This is a genomic window from Moorena producens 3L, from assembly GCF_000211815.1.
GTDB classification, from domain to species: Bacteria; Cyanobacteriota; Cyanobacteriia; order Cyanobacteriales; family Coleofasciculaceae; genus Moorena; species Moorena producens.
Genome location: NZ_GL890970.1, coordinates 25,597 through 47,521, shown reverse-complemented (window position 1 = coordinate 47,521; position 21,925 = coordinate 25,597). Strand labels below are relative to the sequence as shown.

General features: G+C 43.1%; 38 protein-coding genes and 3 pseudogenes. 22 read left to right on the top strand and 19 right to left on the bottom strand.

Annotated elements, in window-relative coordinates; all coding sequences use genetic code 11:
• Positions 1-75: 75 nt before the first annotated feature.
• From LYNGBM3L_RS35135 to LYNGBM3L_RS28920, 3 genes are all read left to right on the top strand, one after another.
• Positions 76-945 (top strand): calcium-binding protein, encoded by an 870-nt coding sequence (locus tag LYNGBM3L_RS35135; RefSeq protein WP_052308483.1) that lies wholly within the window; start codon positions 76-78, stop codon positions 943-945.
• 179 nt (positions 946-1,124) lie between these two features.
• Positions 1,125-1,421 (top strand): hypothetical protein, encoded by a 297-nt coding sequence (locus LYNGBM3L_RS42040; protein WP_229414752.1) that lies wholly within the window; start codon positions 1,125-1,127, stop codon positions 1,419-1,421.
• Between the two features lie 4 nt (positions 1,422-1,425).
• Positions 1,426-3,156 carry a ShlB/FhaC/HecB family hemolysin secretion/activation protein gene (locus LYNGBM3L_RS28920; RefSeq protein WP_044495378.1) on the top strand — a complete coding sequence of 577 codons (1,731 nt, stop codon included), beginning with the start codon at positions 1,426-1,428 and terminating at the stop codon, positions 3,154-3,156.
• A gap of 357 nt (positions 3,157-3,513) precedes the next feature.
• Here the strand turns inward: LYNGBM3L_RS28920 and LYNGBM3L_RS28915 are convergent, their stop codons facing one another.
• Positions 3,514-3,804: a hypothetical protein gene (locus tag LYNGBM3L_RS28915; RefSeq protein ID WP_131826858.1), complete on the bottom strand. Its 291-nt coding sequence runs from the start codon at positions 3,802-3,804 to the stop codon at positions 3,514-3,516.
• A 230-nt stretch (positions 3,805-4,034) separates the two neighbouring features.
• Between LYNGBM3L_RS28915 and LYNGBM3L_RS28910 the strand changes: the two genes are divergently transcribed.
• The 4 genes from LYNGBM3L_RS28910 to LYNGBM3L_RS28900 all read left to right on the top strand — a co-directional run bounded on the left by LYNGBM3L_RS28910 (position 4,035) and on the right by LYNGBM3L_RS28900 (position 7,475).
• Positions 4,035-5,210: an RNA-guided endonuclease InsQ/TnpB family protein gene (locus LYNGBM3L_RS28910; protein WP_008189792.1), complete on the top strand. Its 1,176-nt coding sequence runs from the start codon at positions 4,035-4,037 to the stop codon at positions 5,208-5,210.
• A 96-nt stretch (positions 5,211-5,306) separates the two neighbouring features.
• Positions 5,307-5,510: a type II TA system antitoxin, ParD family gene (locus LYNGBM3L_RS37330; RefSeq protein ID WP_267872116.1), complete on the top strand. Its 204-nt coding sequence runs from the start codon at positions 5,307-5,309 to the stop codon at positions 5,508-5,510.
• Positions 5,511-5,791: 281 nt separating this feature from the next.
• Entirely contained in the window at positions 5,792-6,598 is an 807-nt protein-coding gene (locus tag LYNGBM3L_RS28905; RefSeq protein ID WP_008189790.1) for a Uma2 family endonuclease, read from the top strand.
• A 304-nt stretch (positions 6,599-6,902) separates the two neighbouring features.
• Positions 6,903-7,475 carry a Uma2 family endonuclease gene (locus tag LYNGBM3L_RS28900; protein WP_008189786.1) on the top strand — a complete coding sequence of 191 codons (573 nt, stop codon included), beginning with the start codon at positions 6,903-6,905 and terminating at the stop codon, positions 7,473-7,475.
• 195 nt (positions 7,476-7,670) lie between these two features.
• On the opposite strand, the gene LYNGBM3L_RS28895 is transcribed toward LYNGBM3L_RS28900, so the two are convergent.
• Complete coding sequence (locus LYNGBM3L_RS28895; protein WP_008189781.1) at positions 7,671-8,042, bottom strand: DUF5615 family PIN-like protein; 372 nt, start codon at positions 8,040-8,042, stop codon at positions 7,671-7,673.
• A gap of 2 nt (positions 8,043-8,044) precedes the next feature.
• Positions 8,045-8,419, bottom strand: coding sequence for a DUF433 domain-containing protein (locus LYNGBM3L_RS28890; RefSeq protein ID WP_008189779.1), 375 nt, complete (start codon positions 8,417-8,419; stop codon positions 8,045-8,047).
• A 463-nt stretch (positions 8,420-8,882) separates the two neighbouring features.
• Here LYNGBM3L_RS28890 and LYNGBM3L_RS28885 point away from each other — a divergent pair, with 463 nt between their 5' ends.
• Together LYNGBM3L_RS28885 and LYNGBM3L_RS28880 are read left to right on the top strand one after the other, a co-directional pair.
• Entirely contained in the window at positions 8,883-9,173 is a 291-nt protein-coding gene (locus LYNGBM3L_RS28885; RefSeq protein WP_008189775.1) for a hypothetical protein, read from the top strand.
• Positions 9,174-9,509: 336 nt separating this feature from the next.
• Positions 9,510-10,046, top strand: a pseudogene (locus LYNGBM3L_RS28880) (AhpC/TSA family protein); the annotation flags it as partial.
• A 146-nt stretch (positions 10,047-10,192) separates the two neighbouring features.
• Here LYNGBM3L_RS28880 and LYNGBM3L_RS50680 read toward each other — a convergent pair.
• Positions 10,193-10,363 (bottom strand): annotated as a pseudogene (locus LYNGBM3L_RS50680) (type II toxin-antitoxin system HicA family toxin); the annotation flags it as partial.
• On the bottom strand, positions 10,360-10,551 hold the full coding sequence (locus LYNGBM3L_RS50675; protein WP_044495373.1) for a hypothetical protein: 192 nt from the start codon (positions 10,549-10,551) through the stop codon (positions 10,360-10,362). The pseudogene LYNGBM3L_RS50680 and the gene LYNGBM3L_RS50675, both read right to left, overlap by 4 nt.
• 638 nt (positions 10,552-11,189) lie before the next feature.
• Between LYNGBM3L_RS50675 and LYNGBM3L_RS39035 the strand changes: the two genes are divergently transcribed.
• The 6 genes from LYNGBM3L_RS39035 to LYNGBM3L_RS28845 all read left to right on the top strand — a co-directional run bounded on the left by LYNGBM3L_RS39035 (position 11,190) and on the right by LYNGBM3L_RS28845 (position 13,896).
• The gene (locus LYNGBM3L_RS39035; protein WP_044495371.1) at positions 11,190-11,462 is read left to right on the top strand and encodes a hypothetical protein; all 273 of its coding nucleotides are present in this window, start codon (positions 11,190-11,192) and stop codon (positions 11,460-11,462) included.
• Entirely contained in the window at positions 11,459-11,812 is a 354-nt protein-coding gene (locus LYNGBM3L_RS28865) for an HNH endonuclease (protein ID WP_008189767.1), read from the top strand. The genes LYNGBM3L_RS39035 and LYNGBM3L_RS28865 overlap by 4 nt, the downstream gene beginning before the upstream one ends.
• Positions 11,813-12,007, top strand: coding sequence for a hypothetical protein (locus LYNGBM3L_RS46195; protein ID WP_008189766.1), 195 nt, complete (start codon positions 11,813-11,815; stop codon positions 12,005-12,007).
• Between the two features lie 168 nt (positions 12,008-12,175).
• Positions 12,176-13,084: a hypothetical protein gene (locus tag LYNGBM3L_RS28855; RefSeq protein WP_044495369.1), complete on the top strand. Its 909-nt coding sequence runs from the start codon at positions 12,176-12,178 to the stop codon at positions 13,082-13,084.
• Positions 13,085-13,412: 328 nt separating this feature from the next.
• The gene (locus LYNGBM3L_RS28850; protein WP_008189763.1) at positions 13,413-13,658 is read left to right on the top strand and encodes a DUF4160 domain-containing protein; all 246 of its coding nucleotides are present in this window, start codon (positions 13,413-13,415) and stop codon (positions 13,656-13,658) included.
• A complete protein-coding gene (locus tag LYNGBM3L_RS28845; protein WP_008189761.1) occupies positions 13,630-13,896 on the top strand; it encodes a DUF2442 domain-containing protein in 267 nt (88 codons plus the stop codon). Before LYNGBM3L_RS28850 ends, LYNGBM3L_RS28845 begins: the two co-directional genes overlap by 29 nt.
• A gap of 187 nt (positions 13,897-14,083) precedes the next feature.
• Here LYNGBM3L_RS28845 and LYNGBM3L_RS50670 read toward each other — a convergent pair.
• From LYNGBM3L_RS50670 to LYNGBM3L_RS28815, 7 genes and pseudogenes are all read right to left on the bottom strand, one after another.
• Positions 14,084-14,176, bottom strand: a pseudogene (locus tag LYNGBM3L_RS50670) (Txe/YoeB family addiction module toxin); the annotation flags it as partial.
• The gene (locus LYNGBM3L_RS28835; RefSeq protein ID WP_008189757.1) at positions 14,173-14,427 is read right to left on the bottom strand and encodes a type II toxin-antitoxin system Phd/YefM family antitoxin; all 255 of its coding nucleotides are present in this window, start codon (positions 14,425-14,427) and stop codon (positions 14,173-14,175) included. The pseudogene LYNGBM3L_RS50670 and the gene LYNGBM3L_RS28835, both read right to left, overlap by 4 nt.
• Before the next feature lie 86 nt (positions 14,428-14,513).
• Positions 14,514-14,726, bottom strand: a complete 213-nt coding sequence (locus LYNGBM3L_RS28830) for a type II toxin-antitoxin system HicA family toxin (RefSeq protein WP_008189756.1) — start codon at positions 14,724-14,726, stop codon at positions 14,514-14,516.
• Positions 14,716-14,937, bottom strand: a complete 222-nt coding sequence (locus LYNGBM3L_RS28825) for a type II toxin-antitoxin system HicB family antitoxin (protein WP_008189754.1) — start codon at positions 14,935-14,937, stop codon at positions 14,716-14,718. Before LYNGBM3L_RS28825 ends, LYNGBM3L_RS28830 begins: the two co-directional genes overlap by 11 nt.
• A 161-nt stretch (positions 14,938-15,098) precedes the next feature.
• Positions 15,099-15,392: a type II toxin-antitoxin system BrnA family antitoxin gene (gene brnA / locus LYNGBM3L_RS28820; protein ID WP_008189752.1), complete on the bottom strand. Its 294-nt coding sequence runs from the start codon at positions 15,390-15,392 to the stop codon at positions 15,099-15,101.
• 73 nt (positions 15,393-15,465) lie between these two features.
• Positions 15,466-15,732, bottom strand: coding sequence for a DUF5615 family PIN-like protein (locus tag LYNGBM3L_RS50000; RefSeq protein ID WP_229415549.1), 267 nt, complete (start codon positions 15,730-15,732; stop codon positions 15,466-15,468).
• 98 nt (positions 15,733-15,830) lie between these two features.
• Complete coding sequence (locus LYNGBM3L_RS28815) at positions 15,831-16,229, bottom strand: DUF433 domain-containing protein (protein WP_008189750.1); 399 nt, start codon at positions 16,227-16,229, stop codon at positions 15,831-15,833.
• 135 nt (positions 16,230-16,364) lie between these two features.
• Between LYNGBM3L_RS28815 and LYNGBM3L_RS44530 the strand changes: the two genes are divergently transcribed.
• The 4 genes from LYNGBM3L_RS44530 (at position 16,365) to LYNGBM3L_RS46190 (ending at position 17,535) form a co-directional block, all read left to right on the top strand.
• Entirely contained in the window at positions 16,365-16,526 is a 162-nt protein-coding gene (locus LYNGBM3L_RS44530; RefSeq protein ID WP_154659950.1) for a hypothetical protein, read from the top strand.
• Positions 16,527-16,706: 180 nt separating this feature from the next.
• Positions 16,707-17,030 carry a type II toxin-antitoxin system RelE/ParE family toxin gene (locus tag LYNGBM3L_RS28810; protein ID WP_008189748.1) on the top strand — a complete coding sequence of 108 codons (324 nt, stop codon included), beginning with the start codon at positions 16,707-16,709 and terminating at the stop codon, positions 17,028-17,030.
• Positions 17,027-17,329: a helix-turn-helix transcriptional regulator gene (locus LYNGBM3L_RS28805; RefSeq protein ID WP_008189746.1), complete on the top strand. Its 303-nt coding sequence runs from the start codon at positions 17,027-17,029 to the stop codon at positions 17,327-17,329. The genes LYNGBM3L_RS28810 and LYNGBM3L_RS28805 overlap by 4 nt, the downstream gene beginning before the upstream one ends.
• A 29-nt stretch (positions 17,330-17,358) precedes the next feature.
• Positions 17,359-17,535, top strand: coding sequence for a hypothetical protein (locus LYNGBM3L_RS46190; protein WP_154659949.1), 177 nt, complete (start codon positions 17,359-17,361; stop codon positions 17,533-17,535).
• A 98-nt stretch (positions 17,536-17,633) separates the two neighbouring features.
• Here the strand turns inward: LYNGBM3L_RS46190 and LYNGBM3L_RS28800 are convergent, their stop codons facing one another.
• The 4 genes from LYNGBM3L_RS28800 to LYNGBM3L_RS28790 form a co-directional block, all read right to left on the bottom strand.
• Entirely contained in the window at positions 17,634-17,843 is a 210-nt protein-coding gene (locus LYNGBM3L_RS28800) for a hypothetical protein (RefSeq protein ID WP_008189744.1), read from the bottom strand.
• Between the two features lie 97 nt (positions 17,844-17,940).
• Positions 17,941-18,096 carry a hypothetical protein gene (locus tag LYNGBM3L_RS44520; RefSeq protein ID WP_154659948.1) on the bottom strand — a complete coding sequence of 52 codons (156 nt, stop codon included), beginning with the start codon at positions 18,094-18,096 and terminating at the stop codon, positions 17,941-17,943.
• Between the two features lie 48 nt (positions 18,097-18,144).
• On the bottom strand, positions 18,145-18,477 hold the full coding sequence (locus tag LYNGBM3L_RS28795) for a type II toxin-antitoxin system RelE/ParE family toxin (RefSeq protein ID WP_008189742.1): 333 nt from the start codon (positions 18,475-18,477) through the stop codon (positions 18,145-18,147).
• Positions 18,474-18,728, bottom strand: a complete 255-nt coding sequence (locus tag LYNGBM3L_RS28790; RefSeq protein ID WP_008189740.1) for a hypothetical protein — start codon at positions 18,726-18,728, stop codon at positions 18,474-18,476. The genes LYNGBM3L_RS28795 and LYNGBM3L_RS28790 overlap by 4 nt, the downstream gene beginning before the upstream one ends.
• Positions 18,729-18,907: 179 nt before the next feature.
• Between LYNGBM3L_RS28790 and LYNGBM3L_RS44515 the strand changes: the two genes are divergently transcribed.
• The 3 genes from LYNGBM3L_RS44515 to LYNGBM3L_RS28780 all read left to right on the top strand — a co-directional run bounded on the left by LYNGBM3L_RS44515 (position 18,908) and on the right by LYNGBM3L_RS28780 (position 19,580).
• The gene (locus LYNGBM3L_RS44515) at positions 18,908-19,075 is read left to right on the top strand and encodes a hypothetical protein (RefSeq protein ID WP_008189738.1); all 168 of its coding nucleotides are present in this window, start codon (positions 18,908-18,910) and stop codon (positions 19,073-19,075) included.
• Positions 19,076-19,173: 98 nt separating this feature from the next.
• Positions 19,174-19,368, top strand: coding sequence for a type II toxin-antitoxin system HicA family toxin (locus LYNGBM3L_RS28785; protein ID WP_008189736.1), 195 nt, complete (start codon positions 19,174-19,176; stop codon positions 19,366-19,368).
• Positions 19,365-19,580 carry a type II toxin-antitoxin system HicB family antitoxin gene (locus LYNGBM3L_RS28780; protein WP_008189734.1) on the top strand — a complete coding sequence of 72 codons (216 nt, stop codon included), beginning with the start codon at positions 19,365-19,367 and terminating at the stop codon, positions 19,578-19,580. Before LYNGBM3L_RS28785 ends, LYNGBM3L_RS28780 begins: the two co-directional genes overlap by 4 nt.
• A gap of 104 nt (positions 19,581-19,684) precedes the next feature.
• Here LYNGBM3L_RS28780 and LYNGBM3L_RS28775 read toward each other — a convergent pair whose 3' ends face one another.
• The 3 genes from LYNGBM3L_RS28775 to LYNGBM3L_RS28765 all read right to left on the bottom strand — a co-directional run bounded on the left by LYNGBM3L_RS28775 (position 19,685) and on the right by LYNGBM3L_RS28765 (position 21,879).
• Positions 19,685-20,461 (bottom strand): hypothetical protein, encoded by a 777-nt coding sequence (locus LYNGBM3L_RS28775; RefSeq protein WP_071986961.1) that lies wholly within the window; start codon positions 20,459-20,461, stop codon positions 19,685-19,687.
• 120 nt (positions 20,462-20,581) lie between these two features.
• Positions 20,582-20,803 carry a hypothetical protein gene (locus LYNGBM3L_RS28770; RefSeq protein ID WP_008189729.1) on the bottom strand — a complete coding sequence of 74 codons (222 nt, stop codon included), beginning with the start codon at positions 20,801-20,803 and terminating at the stop codon, positions 20,582-20,584.
• A gap of 128 nt (positions 20,804-20,931) precedes the next feature.
• Entirely contained in the window at positions 20,932-21,879 is a 948-nt protein-coding gene (locus LYNGBM3L_RS28765) for a hypothetical protein (RefSeq protein ID WP_008189727.1), read from the bottom strand.
• Between the last annotated feature and the right edge of the window lie 46 nt (positions 21,880-21,925).

The window sequence follows — 21,925 nt, the reverse complement described above, 5'->3', positions numbered from 1 at the left end:
GGGGTTATCTAGAATTAATTGACTGAAGATAACCCTTTGAAGTTACACAATTCAATGCTCTCAGGAGTAAAAACCATGGGAAATTACATCGGTAACAATGCTAACAATTACTTTCAAGCACACAAGGAAGGTTGGTGGATATTCAAGAAATGGAAGTCTTGGACAATGACGGGTAATGGGGGCGATGATACCCTGATTGGCGGTCCGAAGAACGACACTTTGTATGGTAATAGCGGCAACGATAAGCTCTACGGTGAGGGTGGTAACGACTATCTGGATGGCTGGACTGGCAATGACAATATGTATGGTGGCTCAGGTAACGACACCCTTCTAGGTTACTCTGGACACGATAATTTATATGGTAATAGCGGCAACGATAAGCTCTACGGTGAGAGTGGTAACGACTATCTGGATGGCTGGACTGGCAATGACAATATGTATGGTGGCTCAGGTAACGACACCCTTCTAGGTTACTCTGGGAACGATTACTTAAGTGGCAGTTCCGGCCATGACAGCCTTAAGGGTGAATCTGGCCATGATACATTACTTGGAGGAACGGGCACCGATACATTAGTCGGGGGTTCCGGTAATGACATCCTCAATGGTTATGGTGGCACTATCGGAGAATACGATATCCTAAGCGGAGACTACAGTTCATCCCAGCCTGGTGTTCAAGGTTCTTATGATGGAGCAGATACATTTGTTTTGGGGAATGCCTTTGGGGCATTCTATCTAGGCTCGGGCTATGCCACAATTACCGACTTCTACTGGTCTGAGGGAGATAAGTTCGAGGTTTATGGTAGTGCCAGTGACTACTCACTGAGCTTCCAAAACTGGTCTGGCAGCAGTGCAAAGGATACCTTGATTTACTATAAGAACGATCTTATCGGTGTGGTAGAAGACACCACTAATGTCGTGACCTCTGCGGACTTTAACTTTGTTTAAGACTCTTTCCAAAAACACCCTCAGCCTCTGGGGGTTGGGGGAAGTATTTGGTTAGATATAGCGCTACGCCCAAGGCAAGAGCCATGCATGGAAAAGTTGACTACAACAGCTTTTGAGCTTTTATCAATGTCAAACACTTTAATGCGTAGTGCTATAAATACGGGATGATTTTAATAGTGTTGTGGAATAGGCATTTGGCTGTAGAACAGGCATCTTGCCTGTTTCATTTGCGACCAGGCAGGCATCTTGCCTGTTTCCTGCCTCGGGCATCTTGGTGGAACAAGCATCTAGCTGTAGAACAGGCATCTTGCCTGTTTCATTTCCGACCAGGCAGGCATCTTGCCTATTTCATTCCCGAGCAGGCATCTTGCCTGTTTCATTTCCGAGCAGGCATCTTGCCTATTTCATTCCCGAGCAAGCAGCATGCCCACCCCACTCCTATTCATCCAAAGATTCAGCAATGCGAACAAGGCTGAAACTATGTATCATACACTGAAATCGATTATTGTAATTTCAGGCTCTAGCATTCTTCCCATCGTGAGCCTAACTATGGGAGCAGTGGCTCAGTCTAATCCACCCCCAGGAGTGAACCTTCCCACCGAAACCCCTGAGAGGATTGAGGAAACTATTCCCAAGCCATCCGATTTACCTCCTCCTGTTCGTGAAGAATCTCCAGCATCACCACCGGATCCAAGTCTGGAAATTCCTTCCTCTCCCCAACTCCCTGAAGTTACAATTCCATCCAGTGTGCCATTCTTCGTCACAGAAGTGGAGGTCTTGGGCAATACCGTTTTGCAAGAAGAAATTGCAGATAAAAAAAACCAATATGAGAACCGTGAAGTAAGGTTTGAGGAGTTGCTTCAACTGCGTTCTGCCATTACTGAGCTCTACATTAAAAATGGTTACATCACCTCTGGCGCATTTTTGCCCGTCCAAGACTTTAGCAAAGGTGTTGTGAAAATCCAGGTGGTTGAGGGTGACTTAGAACGGATTGAACTGGAGGGATTAAACCGTCTGCGGGAAGGATATGTGCGCAGTCGCCTTGAACTGGCCACTAACCCACCATTAAACCGAAGCCGCTTAGAAGAAGCCCTGAAACTGCTGCAACTTGACCCTTTACTCAATCAAGTGGATGCCGAGTTAACTGCAGGAAGCGGCTCTGGTAGCAATATTTTGCAAGTCAAACTCAAAGAAGCGTCTGCCTTTCACGCTGGTATTTCTACGGCCAACAACCAATCTCCCAGCATTGGTTCACTACAAACCAGGCTGTTTGTTGCCCATGATAATCTTTTGGGTTTTGGCGATCGCTTCAGCACTCAATACAGCTTTACCGAAGGGCTAGACCTCTACGATATCAACTATTCTATCCCCGTCAATCCCTACAATGGCACCCTTACTGTACGCTACAACAACAGCGACAGCGGCATTATCGCAGATGAATTCGAGGAGTTTGATATCGAAAGCGAAACTCGCACCTTTTCTGTTAGTTTTCGCCAACCGATATTACGCTCCCCAGAAAGTGAATTTGCTCTGAGTTTAGCCCTAGACTTGCGTCGCAGTCAAACCTTCTTACTCGGGGAACCTTTTTCTTTCTCAGTTGGTCCAGAAGACGGCGAATCCAAGGTAACGGTATTGCGATTTTCTCAAGATTGGATAGACCGTAGTAGCCCTAGTCGGATATTAGCTGCTCGCTCTCAGTTTAGTTTTGGGTTGGGTGCCTTTGATGCAACTATCAACAATAGTGGGACTGACGGGCGATTCTTTAGCTGGTTGGGACAATTCCAATTGGTACAACAGTTGTCACCGAGAACGACGCTGATCACACAAATTAATGCTCAGTTAACCCCAGATTCTTTGCTCTCCCTAGAACGCTTCAGTATCGGTGGCGTGGATACTATCAAAGGCTATCGACAAAACCAACTGGTTGCTGATAACGGTATCCTGGGTTCGGTACAACTCCGCATCCCTCTCACCTCAGACCCCAGCAGGCTACAACTAGCCCCTTTTTTTGAGATCGGTACAGCTTGGAATAATCTAGATCCTGACCCTGACCTCGCCACCATTGCTAGCCTGGGAGTAGGTTTGCGATCGCAGATTATCTCTGGTTTAGATTTGCGCCTAGACTATGGTATCCCCTTGATTGAGGTCAACAACCGGGGAAATTCACTACAAGAGAATGGTTTCCACTTTTCAGTGGGCTACCAGCCCTAGGTTCGCAGCTGAGTTTTGACCAAAAGTCTATGCGATGAAGCGAAGCTTCCGCTAAAAGCGATCGCATTTAACTTAAATTCCTCCATACTAATGGGGTTAACAACCCATAAAACCCTTTTTAAATTCGGGTTACAGCAATTGCTTCCGGGAAACTGTACCCATGTGTAATTTGGGTTTATTTTTGCGATTGACATGCAGGTCACGCTACGCGATTGGCCGTAGGCCACGCTAAAAGCGATCGCATTCCTCTAAAACTCTAGGTGTAATCCTCTCAAGACCACCATCAGATAAGCTTCAGAGCAATTGTGTCCATTAATGGAAGTCAAAAAGTGAATCTCTCTGGATAGGCTTTGCCCACTAGGGGGATGAGCTGAGATTAGTTAGTGTTAGGCTCTTAGTGTCGATAACTACTCTTACCGGGATTACCTTGAGGGCAGCATGGAGTAGGGAGTAGGGAGAACAGAGTAGTGATGCAGCAAGGTCTTCGGATAAACTAAACTCCCGTGGGGGGAACCCCCAAGACCACGCTGTATGGCTTTGGGTCAATTCTTGTCCACTTTGCCCTGTTCCGAGATCCCCTGTTCCGAGATCCGCTGTTCCCGACTGCGTAAAAGCAACAAAAGTTGTTATTCCAGAAATGTTGTTCAAGAACAACATAGGGATTTCCCATGCCTAGGCTTTCGATTGAGATCACCAAAAATAGGGGGTCTGGGGGATAATCCCCCGCAGCCAGCCGTTCGCGCAGCGTGACAAGCAGGTCAATGGGTTCAATACCCTTGTTCGCGTAGCGTCGGACAAAGCCCGAGGTTGGCGGCGAAATCTTCCGGAATATCCAAAATCTTGATGTATAATAGCAATAGATACTCACATGTGAATTTATGGAGATGGAAACCACAGTATTAACAATAGTTTGCAAGATTCAACCGACACCCCAGCAAGCCGACAAGATTGAGGCCACACTTAAGGGGTTTGCGGATGCTTGCAACTATACCAATGCTGTCGTAAAATCCTCCATAACCAGCAAAAACACGATACAGGCTCAGGTTTACAAATACATCAGGGAAACCTATAACTTAAGCGCTAATTTAGCGGTAAGAGTTTGTGGACGTGTGGCTGCAAACAGAAAAACAGCTAAACATAAAAACAAGCCTGTATCAAATTTCAGTCCTACTAGTGCTGATTATGATGCCAGAATTTTCAGTTACAGAGAAAAAGATCAAACTGTTAGCTTAACTTTAGTAGGTGGCAGAGAGAGATTTACCTTGCAGATTGGTAACTACCAAATTGGCAAACTCAAAGGCAAGCAACCTACCTCCGCTCAACTATGCAAGCATCGTGATGGTCAGTATTATGTTCATATCCAAGTTAAGGAAAAAGCTCCATTACCTCAAAAAAGAGAAAAGGTTATTGGAGTAGACTTAGGGCGCACGGAGATCGCTGTTACTAGTGAAAACCTGAGTTTTTCTGGCAAGCAAGTAACGGAAACTAGAGACAAATTTGCCAGAGTAAGAAGACAAATTCAACAGAAAGCCTCGAAGGGCACAAGAAGTAGTAGACGCAGATGTCGCCAACTTCAGAAACGGCTATCAGGCAAAGAAAGACGTTTTCAGACTTGGGTTAACCATAATGTAAGCAAGGCTATTGTTGAATCAGCAAAGTCTCAAGGAGCAGTTATCGCTCTGGAGGATTTGACAGGTATCAGAGAGAGGACGAACCTACAGCCAAGGTCTAAGACCGAAAAAAGAAGGTCTAACAGTTGGGCTTTTTATCAGCTTAGAGAATTTATACGGTACAAGGCTTTAGAAGCTGGGGTAGAAGTCATCTTCGTCAATCCTCGCTATACCTCTCAAACGTGCCACAAGTGCCTGCATATCCATCCAGTAAAAGGCAAGTCTTATAGGTCCCGAAAACGCTACAAGTGTAGTGCTTGTGGATGGATTGGAGATGCTGATTTCAATGGTTCTATGATGATTAAAATGCTGGGGCAGAGTGTAACCCTGCCCGGAGGTTCGTACTTATCCTGTTCTCTAACAGATATTGTACAGGGCTACTAAAAGCCCCCGGCATAAGCGCCGTGGGGATTGGTTACCCCAGAACAGCATCAGAAGCTCAAAGCGATGTTCCTTTAGAACCGCTTCGCGAACGCAGCCCTGAGCGGCAAAACGATTAAGGAATATGTGCTTGAACGCTCTCTGCCTGATGTGCCCATCAACCCAGAACTAAGCTCCGAAGAAGCCCTCGCTCAACTGTCTGCCTTTCTCAAGCCGAGAATAGAAGCGGCTGAATGGGGTGAATTCTCCCCCAGCACTTTTCCTGATATTAAGCAGAAAGCACGCAATAACATCCAGTCCTGAATGAAGATGCCCTGATTAGACGTTTTGCAAAAGTGGTCTGAATCCCGCAGATTACCTAGGCTAAAAATGGCTTTTGCAACAGCTATATTGGCAATTAATGCTCTCAATAAATAACGTCATTTCGGGTTAATATAGCATTTCTCATAGTAATGAGGTATACAGGTTTTTTTACCTGTTTACTGATCCGAAGTTCCCTACCTTTACAGATAAATTTTAAACTTGGTTCAAGATCTGAGTATAAGATAAAATAGGCTGATCAGCTCTGGTAATGGTTTTTCCTTATGGTTCAGCAGCGACCGCCCACTACCGATAACATCTTCTATCCCGAAAGTGATGGCAAACCCTTGGCGGACAATACCCTTCAATTTGAACTAATTACCACGATTAAGTATGGCCTGGAAGCCCTATTCAAGGATGACCCGAATGTGTTCGTCGCTGGGGATTTGTTGTGGTATCCAGAACAAGGACAACCTAAAATCAACCAAGCCCCCGATGTGATGGTGGTTGTAGGTAGACCCAAAGGGCATCGGCGTTCCTACAAAACCTGGGTTGAAGATAACCTTAATCCCCAGGTGACCTTTGAAATAGCATCAGAAACGAACACCATCAAGGAATTAGAAGAGGATAAACTCAAGTTTTACCAGACCCATGGAGTAGAAGAGTACTATCTGTATGATCCAAATCGGACAAAACTAAAAGGCTGGTTGCGTTCAGCCGAAAAACTAGAACCCATCCCCCAGATGCCAGGTTGGGTTAGTCCCCGTTTAGGAATTAGGTTTGAGTTAGTAGCATCTCAATTGGTGCTGTATTATCCCAATGGTGAACGTTTTGCTACTTATTTGGAAATTATTGAGCTCAAAGATCTCGCTCAACAACAAGCAGAGCTCGAAAGGCTGGCAAAAGAACAGGAACGCCAACGGGCAGAGCAAGCGGAAGAAGCTTTAGAGCAAGCGGAGGAAGCTTTAGAGCTCGAAAGGCTGGAAAAACAACAGGCATCACAACGGGCAGAACAGGCAGAAGCTTCGTTGCAAGCCTTGCGATCGCAATTAAAAGCAAAGGGCATAGATCCAGAACAGTTCGAGCTATGAACCCCACCATACCGACACGTTGTCAAGTGCGGAAGGCGATTAAGGGGGTGAATGAGGTGATGAATGACTTAAGGGTGGCGCAACACCCTCCCCCTCAGGATGAGGGATTATATCAAGTCAGGTTGAATACCCATAATTAGAGGGAGGGTGGGAAGTGTGGGGAGGGTGGGAAGTGTGGGGAGGGTGGGAAGTGTGGGGAGATGGGGAGATGGCGGAGATTTTTATTAAGGGTAATTATCCCGACATGATATTAGCTTATCTGCATTTTGATAAAATTAATACATATTAAATTAGGAGAATTGGTATGACTGAAACGATTGATCGAGTCAGTTGGATAATCGATGATTTAGAACTATTGCCTCACTCTGAAGGGACAATATACGAAATAATTGAAGGAGAATTATTTGTGACTCGAACGCCTCACCGACGACATCAACAAGTTTGTGGCAGAATTTTTAGTTATTTGAATAATTGGTCAGAATCAACAGGTAATGGTGAAACTATTATTACTCCCGGAATTATCTTCTCAGATGCCGATAATGTGATTCCTGATGTAGTGTGGGTAAGCCAAGAAAGATTAGCTCAAATAGAAGATGAAGCTGGACATCTTACCGCAGCACCAGAATTAGTGGTGGAAGTAATTTCTTTTGGTAAAGAAAATGAAAAACGCGACCGGGAAGTGAAAGTCAAATTATATTCAATTCAAGGAGTAAAAGAATATTGGATTGTCGATCGTTTTCGTAAGCAAGTAGAGGTATATCGCCGAGACAAGGTAAAATTAACTCTAGTTGCTACCTTATTTGATCAGGATGAGTTAACTTCTCCGTTATTACCAAATTTTGTTGTACTAATCAATCGCTTCTTTCCGGTTAAGTAAAACAGCACGTATAACTGAATAATATCACCAAAATTATAAGTGATAATTATAGGTTATCATACTCGGCATCTTCAGGATTATCCCAAATTTTAGCAAAGACCGATTCAGAAAGTTTAGTCACTAAGGTTTTAGCTAATGCTGGCATGAGAAACTGTTACTTCGACATCATCAGGTAAATTTTTGCCTTCCAGGACATCATGGGTCAAAGTTCTGAGGTGTTGGGTTGCCTTCAATCAATCGGGTAGCGCATTTTTGCCGATAACTACTTTCGTCAAGTCGATCTGGGTTACCAATTGTCAGAATTGGTAACGAAGTTGGTGTATTGTCCTCACGAATTGTTTGCTCTAGAGAGTCAACTCCTATCATATTTCGGTTAGCGGTAATCAGGATCATTTGGTTGCTCTGAGCAAAGTGCCAAACAGCGCGATCGCTACTATCCATTGGCAAGTCAGCGTCCTGAAATGTAAAGAAGCGAATAGGTAATAGTTCCAGCCATCCTTCAGCCGATAGTGTTCCCCAAAATAGAACAGCATCGCCAGTTAAATTGTAGTCAATCAGAAAGTTCATGGCTATGCCTGGGCTTCAATTCGCGCTTTCCATGCTTGGAGTTTTGCACGGAGGGCTTCCTGACCTGGCTTCGGAGGCATTGCTGCGATCTTGGCAAATCGTTCTCGATTTCGCTCTTCCCAATATTGCCGAATTTCCTTTGCTGTTTGGAGACATTCTTGGTATTCCGCTTCAAACTCAACATGATGAGTTTCAATGTAGGCTAGCGCTGAACGAATCTGATGATTATTAAGACTTAGTTTTTCACAGATCAACTGTTGTGGATACTGAGCCTTCAGGTAATCCATCACGTCGTAAAGAGTGATGCGTGTACCTGCGATTGTCAATCCCCGCTCTGTCCGAATGATTGCTGGTTCTTCAGTAGGTGCTGACACCATATTAAACCTCCTATCCCTGGTGGATAGCTATCTATTCCCTTGATACCCAATGTCCATTATATTCAAAGCCCGTTCGCTCACATATACCCTTTAAGCACGAAATAAGATCCGTTATGGTTCGCTCACTCATTCAGTTGATCGGCGATCGTACCAGGCTCAACTCGATGGTACTTTGAAGTAAGTCCCGAATTTACGATCAAGGCAGATAAATACCTTTAATTGAGGCAGCAATTTGAGTAGACCTGGTGGTAATATTGAGTATCTGCTTTGGCTGGGAATGGAGAGCCACCAACAGCCTCCTGATTTAGCAGCAATTCAACAAATTATAGAAGAAGCGATCGCATAAGCGCGGAAGCTGAGGCCGTAGGCCACGCTACGCGAACGCTTCATCGCAAAGCTCAAACCAATGTCGAAGCGTGCTTTACTTTTAATACCACATTCCCCTTAAAACAACCGGTTGAACATGAATCCTTACACAATCTTAAATCAGACCCAGTGCCAGCGGGTAAGTGATGGAGTCATCCTGCCACTTCTGAGCGGTTGTGAGTCAGCCACCCGCCAGCTGGTACTTGTCTGGCCCCAACTTGGAGATTTCGACAGTCTCGAATACGCTTGGTGGCTGCAACGGGAAGCAAAAAGGTTACAGGGCGAGGGTATAGTAATACGAGCTGTTGGTATTGGCAATCGCGATTCTGTTGACACTCCCCGCCCTGGAAGGACGGGGATTCTTGCTTCAATGGGGTTACTTGTTTAACCAGGCCGGAGCCAGGAAAAATAGAGGTCGCCTCTCCACAAGCGTATTTGGTTTATAACCTAGGTTTCGGTGTGCCCCACCGTACCTTTTTTTTATATATAGATAGATACTTTTTTAATCTAATTTTTTTCATAGACGTTTAAGTCGTTAGACCAAATTACGCAATATGTATCTGATACATATTTTTTACGTTGTCTACTTATCATTAGATAGTATTTATCTAGTTTTTTATTTTTTGTTTATGCTTTTATAATAACACGCAGTGCGAAAACTGTCAAGTTTTAACTTAAAAAGAAAGCCGTCCTATAAGGACGGGGCTTTAAACCCAAAATTTTTGGTAAGCGATTCTGCAACTATACGGGGTTTTCTGGGGATTGGCTGTTTGTCTGTCCCAATGCACAGCTGCACCACCAGCTTAATCTTTATCCAGGACTATCGCTCAAGCTACCAGGGCTCTCAATAACCCTAAATGCCTACTTGAATCTGCTGCTGATGTGTGCGGGTATTGGTAGTCCTGGCACTCTAGCTGAAGTATTTCGAGGCTATTGGGGCGATAGTCAGGCTCCGCAGTTGCTCGATGATGAGGAGGTTGTGCGAGGTATACCACTTCCCCCTATCAAGGGGTCATTCTTCAGGCTGGCTGGTGGCAAAGGTTTTCAAAGACCCTTTGAATTGGCAACCCTGCGGCTGCGGAATATGACAGAGGTTTTAAGCCACTGGAATACTTATGTACCCAATGGGGCTTATCTGACCCAGCGAGGGGGAACCTTCTTATTCGATTCACAGGGGAAATTACTCTACGAATACCGCGATGGCGGTCTCCTTGGCTTTGCTCAGAATATGAGTCGTCCACTGTCGTTTTTATTAGATTAGCTCTACCAAAGCGATAGTAACAATGTCTTGATAGATCTAGTGTAATCGAACGCACCCTACAAGAGCGTACGCACTCAACCCAACCGACAACAGAGATCACCCTTCCCACCCGCTCGCGCTATTTTATTCGCATTTAATTTTCTTGGAGTTTTGCTTTTGATAATCTTTTTAGCCAATCGCTCATTAATTTCTCGATGCCTTGGAATTGGTTCCGTTTGTCCATTATTTGGGTTATGGTAAATATCGTGTTTCCCACCATGTCGAATCAAATAGCAACCGGATTTTTATAAGTAGGCAATTAAATCGCGTCTTTTCATGCAACCTCAAGTTCTGCGACTCTCTTAATTCCGGGAATTTCTTCACTAGTAAATGTTCTATAGAGTACAGCTAAATTATTTTTTAATTCTTCTAGATCAACCCCTTGTGTCCAATGATCTGGAAATTCATTCAAATAGCCCAAGAACATCCCATCCGCTTCTTTCCAATATGTATATGTAATTTTCATCATGGAAACCCTATTTTCGCCCTCCGATACTCTCAGCGGTGCGACCCCGGTCGGGTTTCCCGACAAGCGTGAATGCGCACCAAGAGAAATTATTTTCTTTTCTTTGTCAGACGCGCAAACGGTTTTACTCACCGACAATAAGTAACCTCTTAATTTTAACCAATCCCCATCAGTGTACGCAATCCCCACCCGTACGCCATCGATGATGCGATCGCACTCACCACCTCAATTCAATCGTAGGTTGGGTATAGGAACGGAAACCCAACAACATCAGACCGCCACACCAATTAAATTGTAGGTTCTATTTTGTTAGAGCAGATACCCGGCTCTGGAGGAGAAGACGTTGTGTTGAGGGGAATTATGTTGGGTTTCATTCTTCAACCCAACCTACATCAGCGATCACACCTAGCTTCCTGAAGTGTTTGATGCACGATGAAAAAACTCGCTACAATAACCGCAGTATCTAGCCAGTAGCCATTGAACATGACAACTCAACAAATCACGATCGATCTGCTGCCGTCCCATCTTCCACCAACTGGCACGAATTGCCAAAGCTACGCAGCAAAGTGTAGAGACACTTGCAGCTGCATTGTGTAGTTAGCAATTTGCCACCTTCGGTTGATAATGCACCAAATGAAATGCAAGCAGAGTTATTACAGCTTCAGATACTAGATACTGAACAGCTACTCACCATTGCTCAAGCAGAAATAGACCCTGATCAGCATCATCGCTGTGTTGAGTTGCTAGACAAACATCAGGATGAGAAACTGACACCGGAGGAACGGCTCGAACTCGCCGAGTTGCGACAAGCAGCCGATCGTCTCATGCTGCGGAAAGCTTATGCCTGGTCTGTTCTACGTTGGAAAGGGCATCGGATTCCTGCACTTATTGATTTACCTGTGATTCTATGACCATATCTGTTGAATTACGACGGCGCGTAATTCAAGAAGCCAATTTTCGCTGTGAATATTGTAAAACCTCTTCCCAGTTGACTGGTACACCACTAGTCATGGAGCACATCTGGCCTCGCTCACAACGTGGAACAGACAATCGAGAAAATTTAGCTGCTTCCTGTTATCGCTGTAATGAATTCAAAGGGAGCAAAATCTACGCAGTTGATCCACAGACAGGGCAGTATGTTGCACTCTATAATCCACGAAATCAATTTTGGGAACGACCATTTCATTTGGAACAATGGTGGAACTCATATTGCTGGAATAACACCAGTGGGCCGAGCAACAGTATAGCGTTTTTCAATTAGGTGAGGTACAAGTTTTTGGGTTTTAGGGAACAGCGGATCTGGGAACAGGGAACAGAGAAGAGGCAAGAGGCAAGAGGCAAGAGGCAAGAGGGAAAAAATCTTGTGTACCTCATTATTCAAGCGCTGCGCTTGAACAATGAGAATCTGGTTGAAGCAAGAGCAATTTGGATTGAAGTAGGCACCGCATCCACCTAATGAGTAGGTTTCAGATTGAGCATTGATGGAAATATTGATCGCGATCGACCGATATTGGCCAACAACAATGCTTACCAATTCAAACCTATAATGGTGGGCACTTGTGTTTGTAAATCTAAGATTTTATCACAGATGATCGCACAAGTGCCCACCCTACATATTTATCTAATGACCCGATTTATCCACGACCAATTTGCCAAAGATTATTTAGAAGAATTGTTATCACAATTTGGAGAATGTCAGGCTCCCCTAGAAATCCGCAGCGAAATCCGACAATTCGATGTATTTTTTGCCCCGGCCAATCAAGCACAAACTTCCCCAGAAGCCTTAGGATTATTAGGGAAATTAGCTACAACGCCTTGTTTGTTTGAACCCTTTAGAAATCCGGTTACTATTAACGAAATTCGGACTTGCCTCCTGAAATTATTAGAGGTACACACAGATTTTATTCGTCAAGGGAATCGAGAGAATACTCGCCTCAATGAAGAGAATTACCCAAAATTATGGATTTTGACCCCGACAGCATCATCTGCAATATTAGAAGGCTTTGGTGCTAAGAGTGATCCGGACCATTGGGGTGAGGGGATTTATTTGTTACCCTCTTTCCTAAGGACTGGATTAGTCGTAATACATAAATTACCAAAGACCTTAGACACACTATGGTTGAGAATGTTAGGCAGAGGCAGGGTCCAACAACAGGCCATTGATGAATTAGAAGCACTGCCAGAAACAAATCAATTTCGGGAAAATACTTTATTGTTGTTATCTTCTCTGCGTAGTAACTTGGAAGTAAGTACAGAATTAGAACAGCAAGACAGGGAGTTAATTATGCGGTTATCACCACTTTTATTAGAAAAATTAGAAGCTGCTACTCAGTCAGGTATAGAGCAGGGTATACAACAAGGTATGCAGCAGGGTCTGAGGATGGAGCGCACTGCGATTATCGAAAACTTGTTGAGAGTTCGGTTTAATTCTATTGATGACCAACTTAGAGGTATTATTGAACCAATGCTGTCCTTATCTAATCAAGAATTTTCCGCTTTAATTTTACAGTTATCTCAGCTATCCCGTGAGTAATTATTAGCAAGATTCAGGGATTAATTCAAAGTTAAAAATGAAAATTTAACTTTGAATGAAGCCCAGTAAGGGATGGTGCGTTCTGTGATATTTTGTCAATAAATGTCTTGATAGCTCTTGTGTAATCGAACGCACCCTACAAGAGCGATTGGCCGTAGGCCACGCTACGCGATGAAGCGTTCGCAAAGCGTGGCCGAAAGGCCTCAGCTTCCGCTAAAAGCGATTGACCGTAGGTCACGCTACGCGAACGCACTACCAGACGACTTGATCGTGCTGCAAGCCAAAGTTCAAGACATGGTAACCAGCATAGTGTTAGAATTATTCCATTATGCCAACAATTTTACGGTACGGTCCTTATCGTTTCTACTTTTATAGTCATGAGCCGAATGAACCGCCGCACATCCATATTGACCGTGATGCTTCATCTGCTAAATTCTGGCTGGAACCAGTCAGTCTAGCTAGCAATGTTGGTTTCAGTGCTAAGGAACTTCGGAAATTGCAAGGGATAGTCCAGGAAAATCAGAAAAATCTATTAGAGGCTTGGTATGGGTATTTTGGCAATTCGAGCGGATGAGAGAGTTAAGAATGTCTACTTTACTGAAGAAACCATTAGTGTTGATTTAATGGATGGGCGGAAAATTACCGTACCTCTAGTTTGGTACCCAAGGCTACTTAACGCCACACCCGATCAACGTTCAAATTGGGAAGTTTGCGGTGGTGGTTATGGTATCCACTGGAGCGACATAGACGAGGATTTGAGTACAGAAGGGATGCTGCGTGGTGCGCCAGCCCCATCCTCCAGAAATTTATGAGTTAATCGAGGTGAGGCACTCTAACGTTCAAGCTCACTGGCGGCAGGTATCTAACGGTTACGAACTAAGCGATCGCCAGTCCGTCCAGTGCAGCGTCAGTTAGGTAAGCAAAAGCCCGTGATTGTTGGGTTTCGTGCCTCAACATTATCCCCCCTTTGAGTCAACCTGATGAATTGAGGTCCTCGTAAACCAGTAAATTAACTCTTTTTAATAGCCTTTTATCATTCTCTTGTAGCCAAATATAGTCAGACCATGATGCTTCGGTAAAAGTGATTTTCATTCATCAATTAATTGTTTAATTGATTTTTTTCCTGATTTAGCTTGTCCAATAGATTCTAATAGATGTTCGGCATTGGCAGGGTGGGATAATAAATATAGTGTTTCTCGCCAAGAGTTAAATTCATCTAAAGACATTAAAACAGCTTGTTTTCCTTGATCATTACATAATATAGTCGGTTCTACGTCAAGAATGACCCGATCAATAAGTTCATCTAATTGGTGTTTTGCTTGATTGCTCGTAATTGCTTTCATTTTGAGATAGTCAGAGTTTTATACACTATAAAGGTAACCGAAATTTACCTATTTTATTTGTCAATAAAATCTACGGGCGATCGCACTTATTTGAGTTGATAAAATTCCTGATCACTAATTCCTAACTGCTTGAGTATTTCTCGAAATAACCAACCTCCCATCTCAGCATTACCATGAACAGGAATAGTGGTTGACCGTCCATCCGGATGCTTCCAACGGGCATGAGTTCCTTTTTGACGAACTTTATGAAAGCCTAATTGTTTAGCAACTTTTTCTAAGGTTTTAGCTTTAGCTGGCATGAGAAACAGTTACCTCGACATCATCAGGTAAATTTTTGCCTTCTTCGAGGTATTCTTCTTGAATCATCTCAAAAACAGGATTTAATTCGGATAGGGCTGCTTCAGGAGTTTCTCCCCAGGCATGACATCCTTTAATGGCTGGAATATAGGCGACAAAAGTTCCATTGTCATCGGGACGTAAAATAATTTTATAGTCCTTTAAGGATTTCATTGTTGTTTTTCTCTAGATATTTTTTTGGCTGTCTATTCTATAGTTGAAAGACCCAACAAAGAGTAATCGGTGGATAATTTATATTTTGTGCATAACCAAAATGAGGCGAAAAGCTATAGCTCGCGCCTTCCAAACACTATCGTACTACAAGAGCCTACGCACTAAATTTCTGATTTCATCTGCTTCAATGCAAGATAATGTTCGTCAAGGGCGCGTCTTAGCATCATTTTAATCACAGCAGATCTGCTAATGTTGAGTTCTTTTGCCATTTTATCGAGTTCGGTAAGCATAGGGCTAGGAATTTCCACCTTTGTGGTTTCTATATCCTGTCTTCTTCGTGAAGTCATCTGACGGCGTGTTCCGACTCTTGTGGTTGTAGAGTCAAAATAGCGGTCTATAACGTCTTCTCCTGCTTCAATTTTTTGTTCAATTTCTTCACTAGAAATATTGGTCATAAATTTCTCTCTCCCTTTTCATGCTTTGACCAGATGTGATTAACCAGATATATTCCCCTTCATGTACTCACCATTAATCATCACGGCTAATAGGGCGATATTGATTCAACCAACGAACTTGCCCTAAGCAATCTTCTGATTGAGTCTCTAAAAGAAAACGCTCGAGTGCCTTAATAAGGTCGGATAAGTTCCATCTGCTTTGAGCCGCCAGAATAATGCCATGATGTTCTGGGTATTGTATGGCTAAAGCGGAGAAATCTTTGATGTTGAATGTAAAAATACATCGCCCTTGAGCCGTTGCCTTCAAAAGTTGGGTTTCATCACTTGCATCTTTGGCTATCCATTCATTGGGAGTCCGAGTAACATCATGACCACGAACGGTTAGGGCTGATTGTAAGGCTTTGATAGACGTGTCCGCATCTTTGGTGTTGCCGAAGTTTAGACATTGGCTACTTCGCTCTCTTGTTCAGCTACGATCGCGCTGTCAATTTCGGTTTGATGTGCGGTGTAAAACCCTAGTGCGTCATTAATTTGAGTTTCAGTTAACCCATATTCCTCGGCCAGCTGGTTGGGAGACATTCCCCATTGGTGGGTGGCGATCGCAATTGTCTGGACTCGAATCCCTGTCCCACGAATGACTGAGACGGGGTGACCACTGGCTCCTTGACGATAAGTAATGTGGGGAAAGCTTGGGTCATGGAATTGATGCTTGATTTCGGCAACTTTTTCAGCCACTGCCCATAAAATAAAGTCGTTGAGGGGAATGCCTTGACGCAAAGCACATTGTTCTACTTCTTGCTGAAGTTGAAGCGGCAAGTTAAGGGAGTAGGATGCCATCTTTAAGGTAAGGTCTGCATTGTCTGTTAATTTACCTTCCGATCCTAACGGATGCTCTTAGTATAGCAGAAGTCAGAAGTCAGAAGGAACGAAGTCAGAAGTCAAACTCTTGCGCTTACAAAGGGTGTGAGACTTTTGTCATGTCCTAACTGCCCTGGCGACTGCTATATAACGCGATCGCACTACACCTCCCGCGCGGGTTCCACAGTTCCCACACTTGCCATCAGCGCCGACCCGCTGGAAGTTGCAGAAGGCGATCGCTTTGATTGGTGGTTGGTTGGTGCTAAGGGCTGTTGATAACCCACCCTACAAGAACTACGATCGCACTATCTCCTCCATCGTGCCAGCATGTTTTTGGTTAAATTCACCTATTTCTCGATATACCTCATTTTTCGCAACTCGATCATATGGTGAATGGCGTACGCACATTATCTTAGGACATCACCCAAAAGTTATCAAATATGATAACCTGTAACTATGAACTGGCAAATTACTTTCTACAACGAGAAAGTAGAACAAGAAACATTGAACTTTCCACCAGGCATCCTCGCTAATTTTCTACACATCGCTGAGATGGTTGAAGAGTTTGGTCCGATGCTGGGTAAACCATACACAGCTTCAATGGGTGGCGGACTTTTTGAAATAAGATCAAAAGGTAAAGAAGGTATTGGTCGCTCTCTTTACTGTATGATCAAAGGAAGAGAAGTAATTATTCTGCATTCCTTTATTAAAAAGTCGCAAAAAACACCAAAAAAAGAATTATATCTGGCCAAAAAACGGATGAAGGAGATAAAAAAGTGAGCCGTCCAACCTTTGCCAAGTTTAAAGAAAAAGCTCTAGTTAATAGTGAAGTTAAAAAAGAGTATGAAGCTCTGGCCGTAGCTTACGATCTTAGAAAGAAACTTATTGACCTAAGGAAAAAAGCCGGTTTAACTCAAGAAGAGTTGGCAAAAATTCTAAATACACAAAAGAGCAATATTTCCCGTTTAGAGAATGTTAATTCATCTTATTCTCCCAAGCTCTCGACGATCGAAGACTATGCTCAGGCTGTTGGATATAAGGTAGAAATTAATTTTGTGCCAATTGAACCTTCTCCTTAACCTGAAATTATATAGCGTTTCTCTTAGCTATGAGGTACACATTATTTTTTACCTCTTCCCTCTTACCTTTTCCCATATCCGCTGCTCCCTGCTCCCTGCTCCCTGCTCCCTGCTCCCTGCTCCCTAAAAACTTAGGTGCGCTTTCCGTAGGCGAATTAAATTCGCCACGGGTCGCACCTCAGAAATTTGTACCTCACAAGTCGTAGAATTGCTATAAGTGTTTGAGCTTATGATAACGGTTGGTCTTTTTTTGATAGTAGTTTGGTCAGTAAAGGGAAAAGGGACGAGAATAATATCCCCAAAATTATAGGTTGTCATACTCGGCATCTTCAGGATTATCCCAAATTTTAGCAAAGACAGATTCAGAAAGTTTAGTCGATACAACAGTTAATTTTCGCTCTGTATTATCTTGACTAAGGGCATCAATCAAATTTTCTACTTGTTGGATTTGTTCAAGGGAGAGTTTTTTAAGCTTTTCTATGAGTCTATTTTCTATAGTGCTATTTGCTGTCATGATTAATTACGTTTTTTTGATTATATTTTTTTACTTAGTATAGCACGATCGCATGGCTCAATGTATGTTATCCGCAACAGAGGATAAGCGTACGCACTCACCACCTCAATTCAATCGTAGGTTGGGTATAGGAACGGAAACCCAACAACATCAGACCGCCACACCAATTAAATTTTAGTTTCTCTTTGCAAGAGAGAAAACCTCGCTCTTGAGGAGAAGACGTTGTGTTGAGGGGAATTATGTTGGGTTTCATTCTTCAACCCAACCTACAAAAGCGACGATCGCTACGACCATATTGGCATCAGCCTAGTTCTTCACCTAAGGTTTGCTGTGATGCGTGCCGGATGTGTAGAATGCGAACGGTCGCTCGTTCTTGCTCTTCCAAAATGGTAAAAAGAATTCGATATGAATTACGTCCCCGACCGTAGAGTAATTGTCGTATTTCTTGACTGAAATACTTATTCTCTCTTGCTAGAGGACAACGTTTTGGAAATTGCGATAGAGATTCGATTGCTTGTAGCAATCCAGCATACCATTGGCTTGCCTGGGTGGTAGATGTGACTTGGGATAAACGTAGGAAGGCGCTGTCGGCTTCCGCCTCGGCCACACTGGAAATTTCAATAGGGTATTTCATGAATCGACTGGCAGGTTATACTGGCGACGCTGCTCTTGGGCAAACTCAGCGAAAGACCGAAATCGACCTGCCTGGAAATCATTCAGTCCTTTTTGAATGCCCTTTATAGCCTCCTGTGAATCTTCCACCTCCGACTCTAAGACACTAGCCAGCAATTCGGACGCAACCAAGCTAACATCTTGACCTCGCTGAGCAGCATATTCACGCAGTAGTGCTTCTAATTCTGAGCTAAGGGTAACAACAATTGTCATCGAGCTACTTTCCTCCCAACCTTTGCTTCTGCGCTTTATTCTAGCAAAGTGTGGGGGGCGTTACTTTAGCATTTCCTCAACCCACCCGACAAGATCGCGTACGCACTATAATATAATAAAAGTGCAACCAATTGTCAAGCCTGAACAAATTAATACTCTCGATCTTGAGGAGATGAATCATGAATCATTCGAGTTCTGAACTAACACGTGCGCTTACTGATTTGCGTGACGATATATTATTAGAATTTGAAAAAAATCCCGACGAACAGATTCCACAATTATTACAAATCCTTCGTTTATTTCGTCAAAGCCAAATGACGAAGCCAGAATCTGGAGATACTTTTTAAAACTAGAAAATAAACTCCGATTAATTATTTAAAATAGGTTGATTATCTAACAATTTCAACTATATATAATCCGATGAAAATTATAAAAAACTGTCTGAATGAAAGTTAAAGAGGTACTTAAGCGATTAAAAAAAGATGGATGGTATCAAGTAAGAATGCGGGGAAGTCATAGAATTTTAGCTCATCCTCAAAAGCCAGGTATTGTAGTAGTTCCAGGTAAGCTAAGTGATGATATACCCATCGGAACATTAGGTGCAATTTGGAAACAAGCACAGTTAGGAGATGAACGATGAAAAAATATGCAGTAATTTATGAAAAAGGCGATACTAACTGGGGGGCAATTGTGCCAGATTTACCCGGTTGTGTTAGTATTGGTGACACTTTGGAAGAAGTCCAAGAAAATGTTAAAGAGGCGATCGCACTTTATCTGGAAGTTTTGGTCGAAAAAGGAGAAAAAATCCCTCAACCTCAAACCCAAGTCGGATTTGTAGAAATAGCAGCTTAATCCCTAGTTTCTCAAAATGCTACAAGATCTATTGGGTGGGGTGGTGCGTTCTGTAATATTCGGTCAATAAATGTCTTGATAGATCTTGTGTAATCGAACGCACCCTACAAGAGTGACGCCCGCACTATCTCCTCCATCGTACCAGCGTGTTTTTGGTTGAATTCACCTATCTCTCGATTAACCTCATTTTTCGCAACTTGATCATCTGGTGAATTTTTATCCCTTACCTCTTGATCTATCGCCTCTTCCGCTGTAGCATTCTCTTCTTTATCCTCTGTAGTAGAGCTATCGGTACTAGAAGCATTTTCTGCGGATTTAGAAAATTCAAATAGCTTTTCTCTTAGGGCATAGGCATCACGAACAAACTCATGAATTTGCTCTGGTGGAAGTTGTCTCGCGTCTGCTATTTTTTGATTGATATCCTTAATCTCAGCATCCAGTTCATCTTTGGTCATATTAAACAAATGACCACCAATGGGTTTACCGGCTTCGCTGGACTCTAAGGCATCATAATGCTGGCTATAAGATTCTTTGAAGTTATTGAGTAAGGTTTGATAATCAGCACCAGAGGCATTGGTATCTGAGTCATCTTTAGTTCCACTATCGGCAGAATCGCTATCACCCTTGGTATTGGTTAAATGAGCAATTAAGGCATAGGTATCCTTGAGCATTTTTTGGGTATTGTCTGAAGGGACTTTTACTGCTTTCTCCATCGCCTGAGCGAGTTGATACACTTGTTGATTGAGCTCACTCTCGGTCATGGTAAATGGATTTTTTAATTGCTCAAAACCTTTTACATCCTCCAATTTTTTAAACATATCGCCAGTAGAGTCTTTGAAAGAGGCTATCTCAGACCTTGAGATGGGCTGACCACTTTCCATTTTGTCTCTAAGACCTTGCCCCTGCTTTAAAAGCGATGCAGCGCGGTCTTGGGGAGGCAGCGCGGTCTTGGGGGTTCCCCCCATGAGCGACTGCCGTGGTTTCCCCCATGAGCGACTGCATCAAGACAAAGAAGCAGCATCATCTTTGGACAGGTTAGAAGCACCAGCAAGGGCCTCACTCAATTTCTCAATCTCCGCCTCAGTCGTCATACCGGTGATCGGATTGATTTTTCCTTGTGATTGGGAGTTGGAAGAATCAGAAGATGCTTTTGAAGTCTTTTTCGCTTTCTTTGCCTCTTTTTTCTTCTTGCGGATTTTTTTGACTTTACTTGAGAGTGACATATATAGTTTTTTCCTTATTTATTATTATTGAATCAGAAGAACGTGAGAGATTGTTCTGTTTATATGCTCTCTCGCCTTCCTTCTCAGTTGCTTTGGTGCGTTATTAACGCTTCCTAGAAGAGCGGAAATCAAAATGTTGCCATGATGTACCATGGGGGGACAACGGGCTCAAGGTTGCGAAAGAAGACCACATTTCCTTGAAAAAGATCCCAGTGCTTATAGATGTGATACAGCTCCTGTGCAGTTACGGATTCTTTCACCGGATTGAATTTATCGACTTGGTAATTCTCATTTTGGGTCAATATCGCCTTGATTATGTCTTTATTAAACATATTAAGATGGAAATAGATTACTTCGTTATTAGCCAATGCCCTCTCTAGGCGCACGAGCGAAATTTGTGCATTATTGACTTTCCTGGCGTATTGCACCTTTTTGGTTATTTCATTCTTTGTGTTGTTTAAGATTTTGAGCTCTGCTTGTGTGTTCTGCCAATTTAGTTCGGCACCTCCATATACCGACTTCGCTTGCCCTTTTGCAGCTACCACGACCGGCTCCAATGATCCTGGTTTCTTGATCGTTTTATTGTTCCCAAAATGTATAATTCCTTTATACCCTTTAGATTTCACGCTTTTCTCGTTTAATTGATCCAAGGATTTAGCTGTTTTGATAAAGTTTCTCATCTGATCGTAACTTTGTGCATCTTCTTTAAACGCATTGAAGTTTTCTTTTATTTGCATTTTCTGCACAAGCTCTTCTCTCTTTGTGAGCATGGCTTGCGGCTTTGCCCGCAAATTTTTTTCTAAATTTTCCCTCATGTCTTTCTCATCTTTGTTAAGCTGAACGACTATTTTGGTCATCGTCTGCGGCTGCGCTTCTTGGTTTAAGTCCTTGAACGAAACAGTATCCGGCATATCCCCTAACACGCCCTTTTCCTTACCTGTACCTGTTTTTTCAACTTGGGACTCTCCACCTTCTTTTGTGTTCAGATTGCTTTTTACCCGTGCTTCACCTTGCAACAGTTCGGCCATGTTATCATCGGCTTTTCGTAATAGAATTTGACGCGATTGTTTCTTCATATTTCCTCCTTTTACTCTTTTACTTTTGTTTATGATAGAAAAGTAG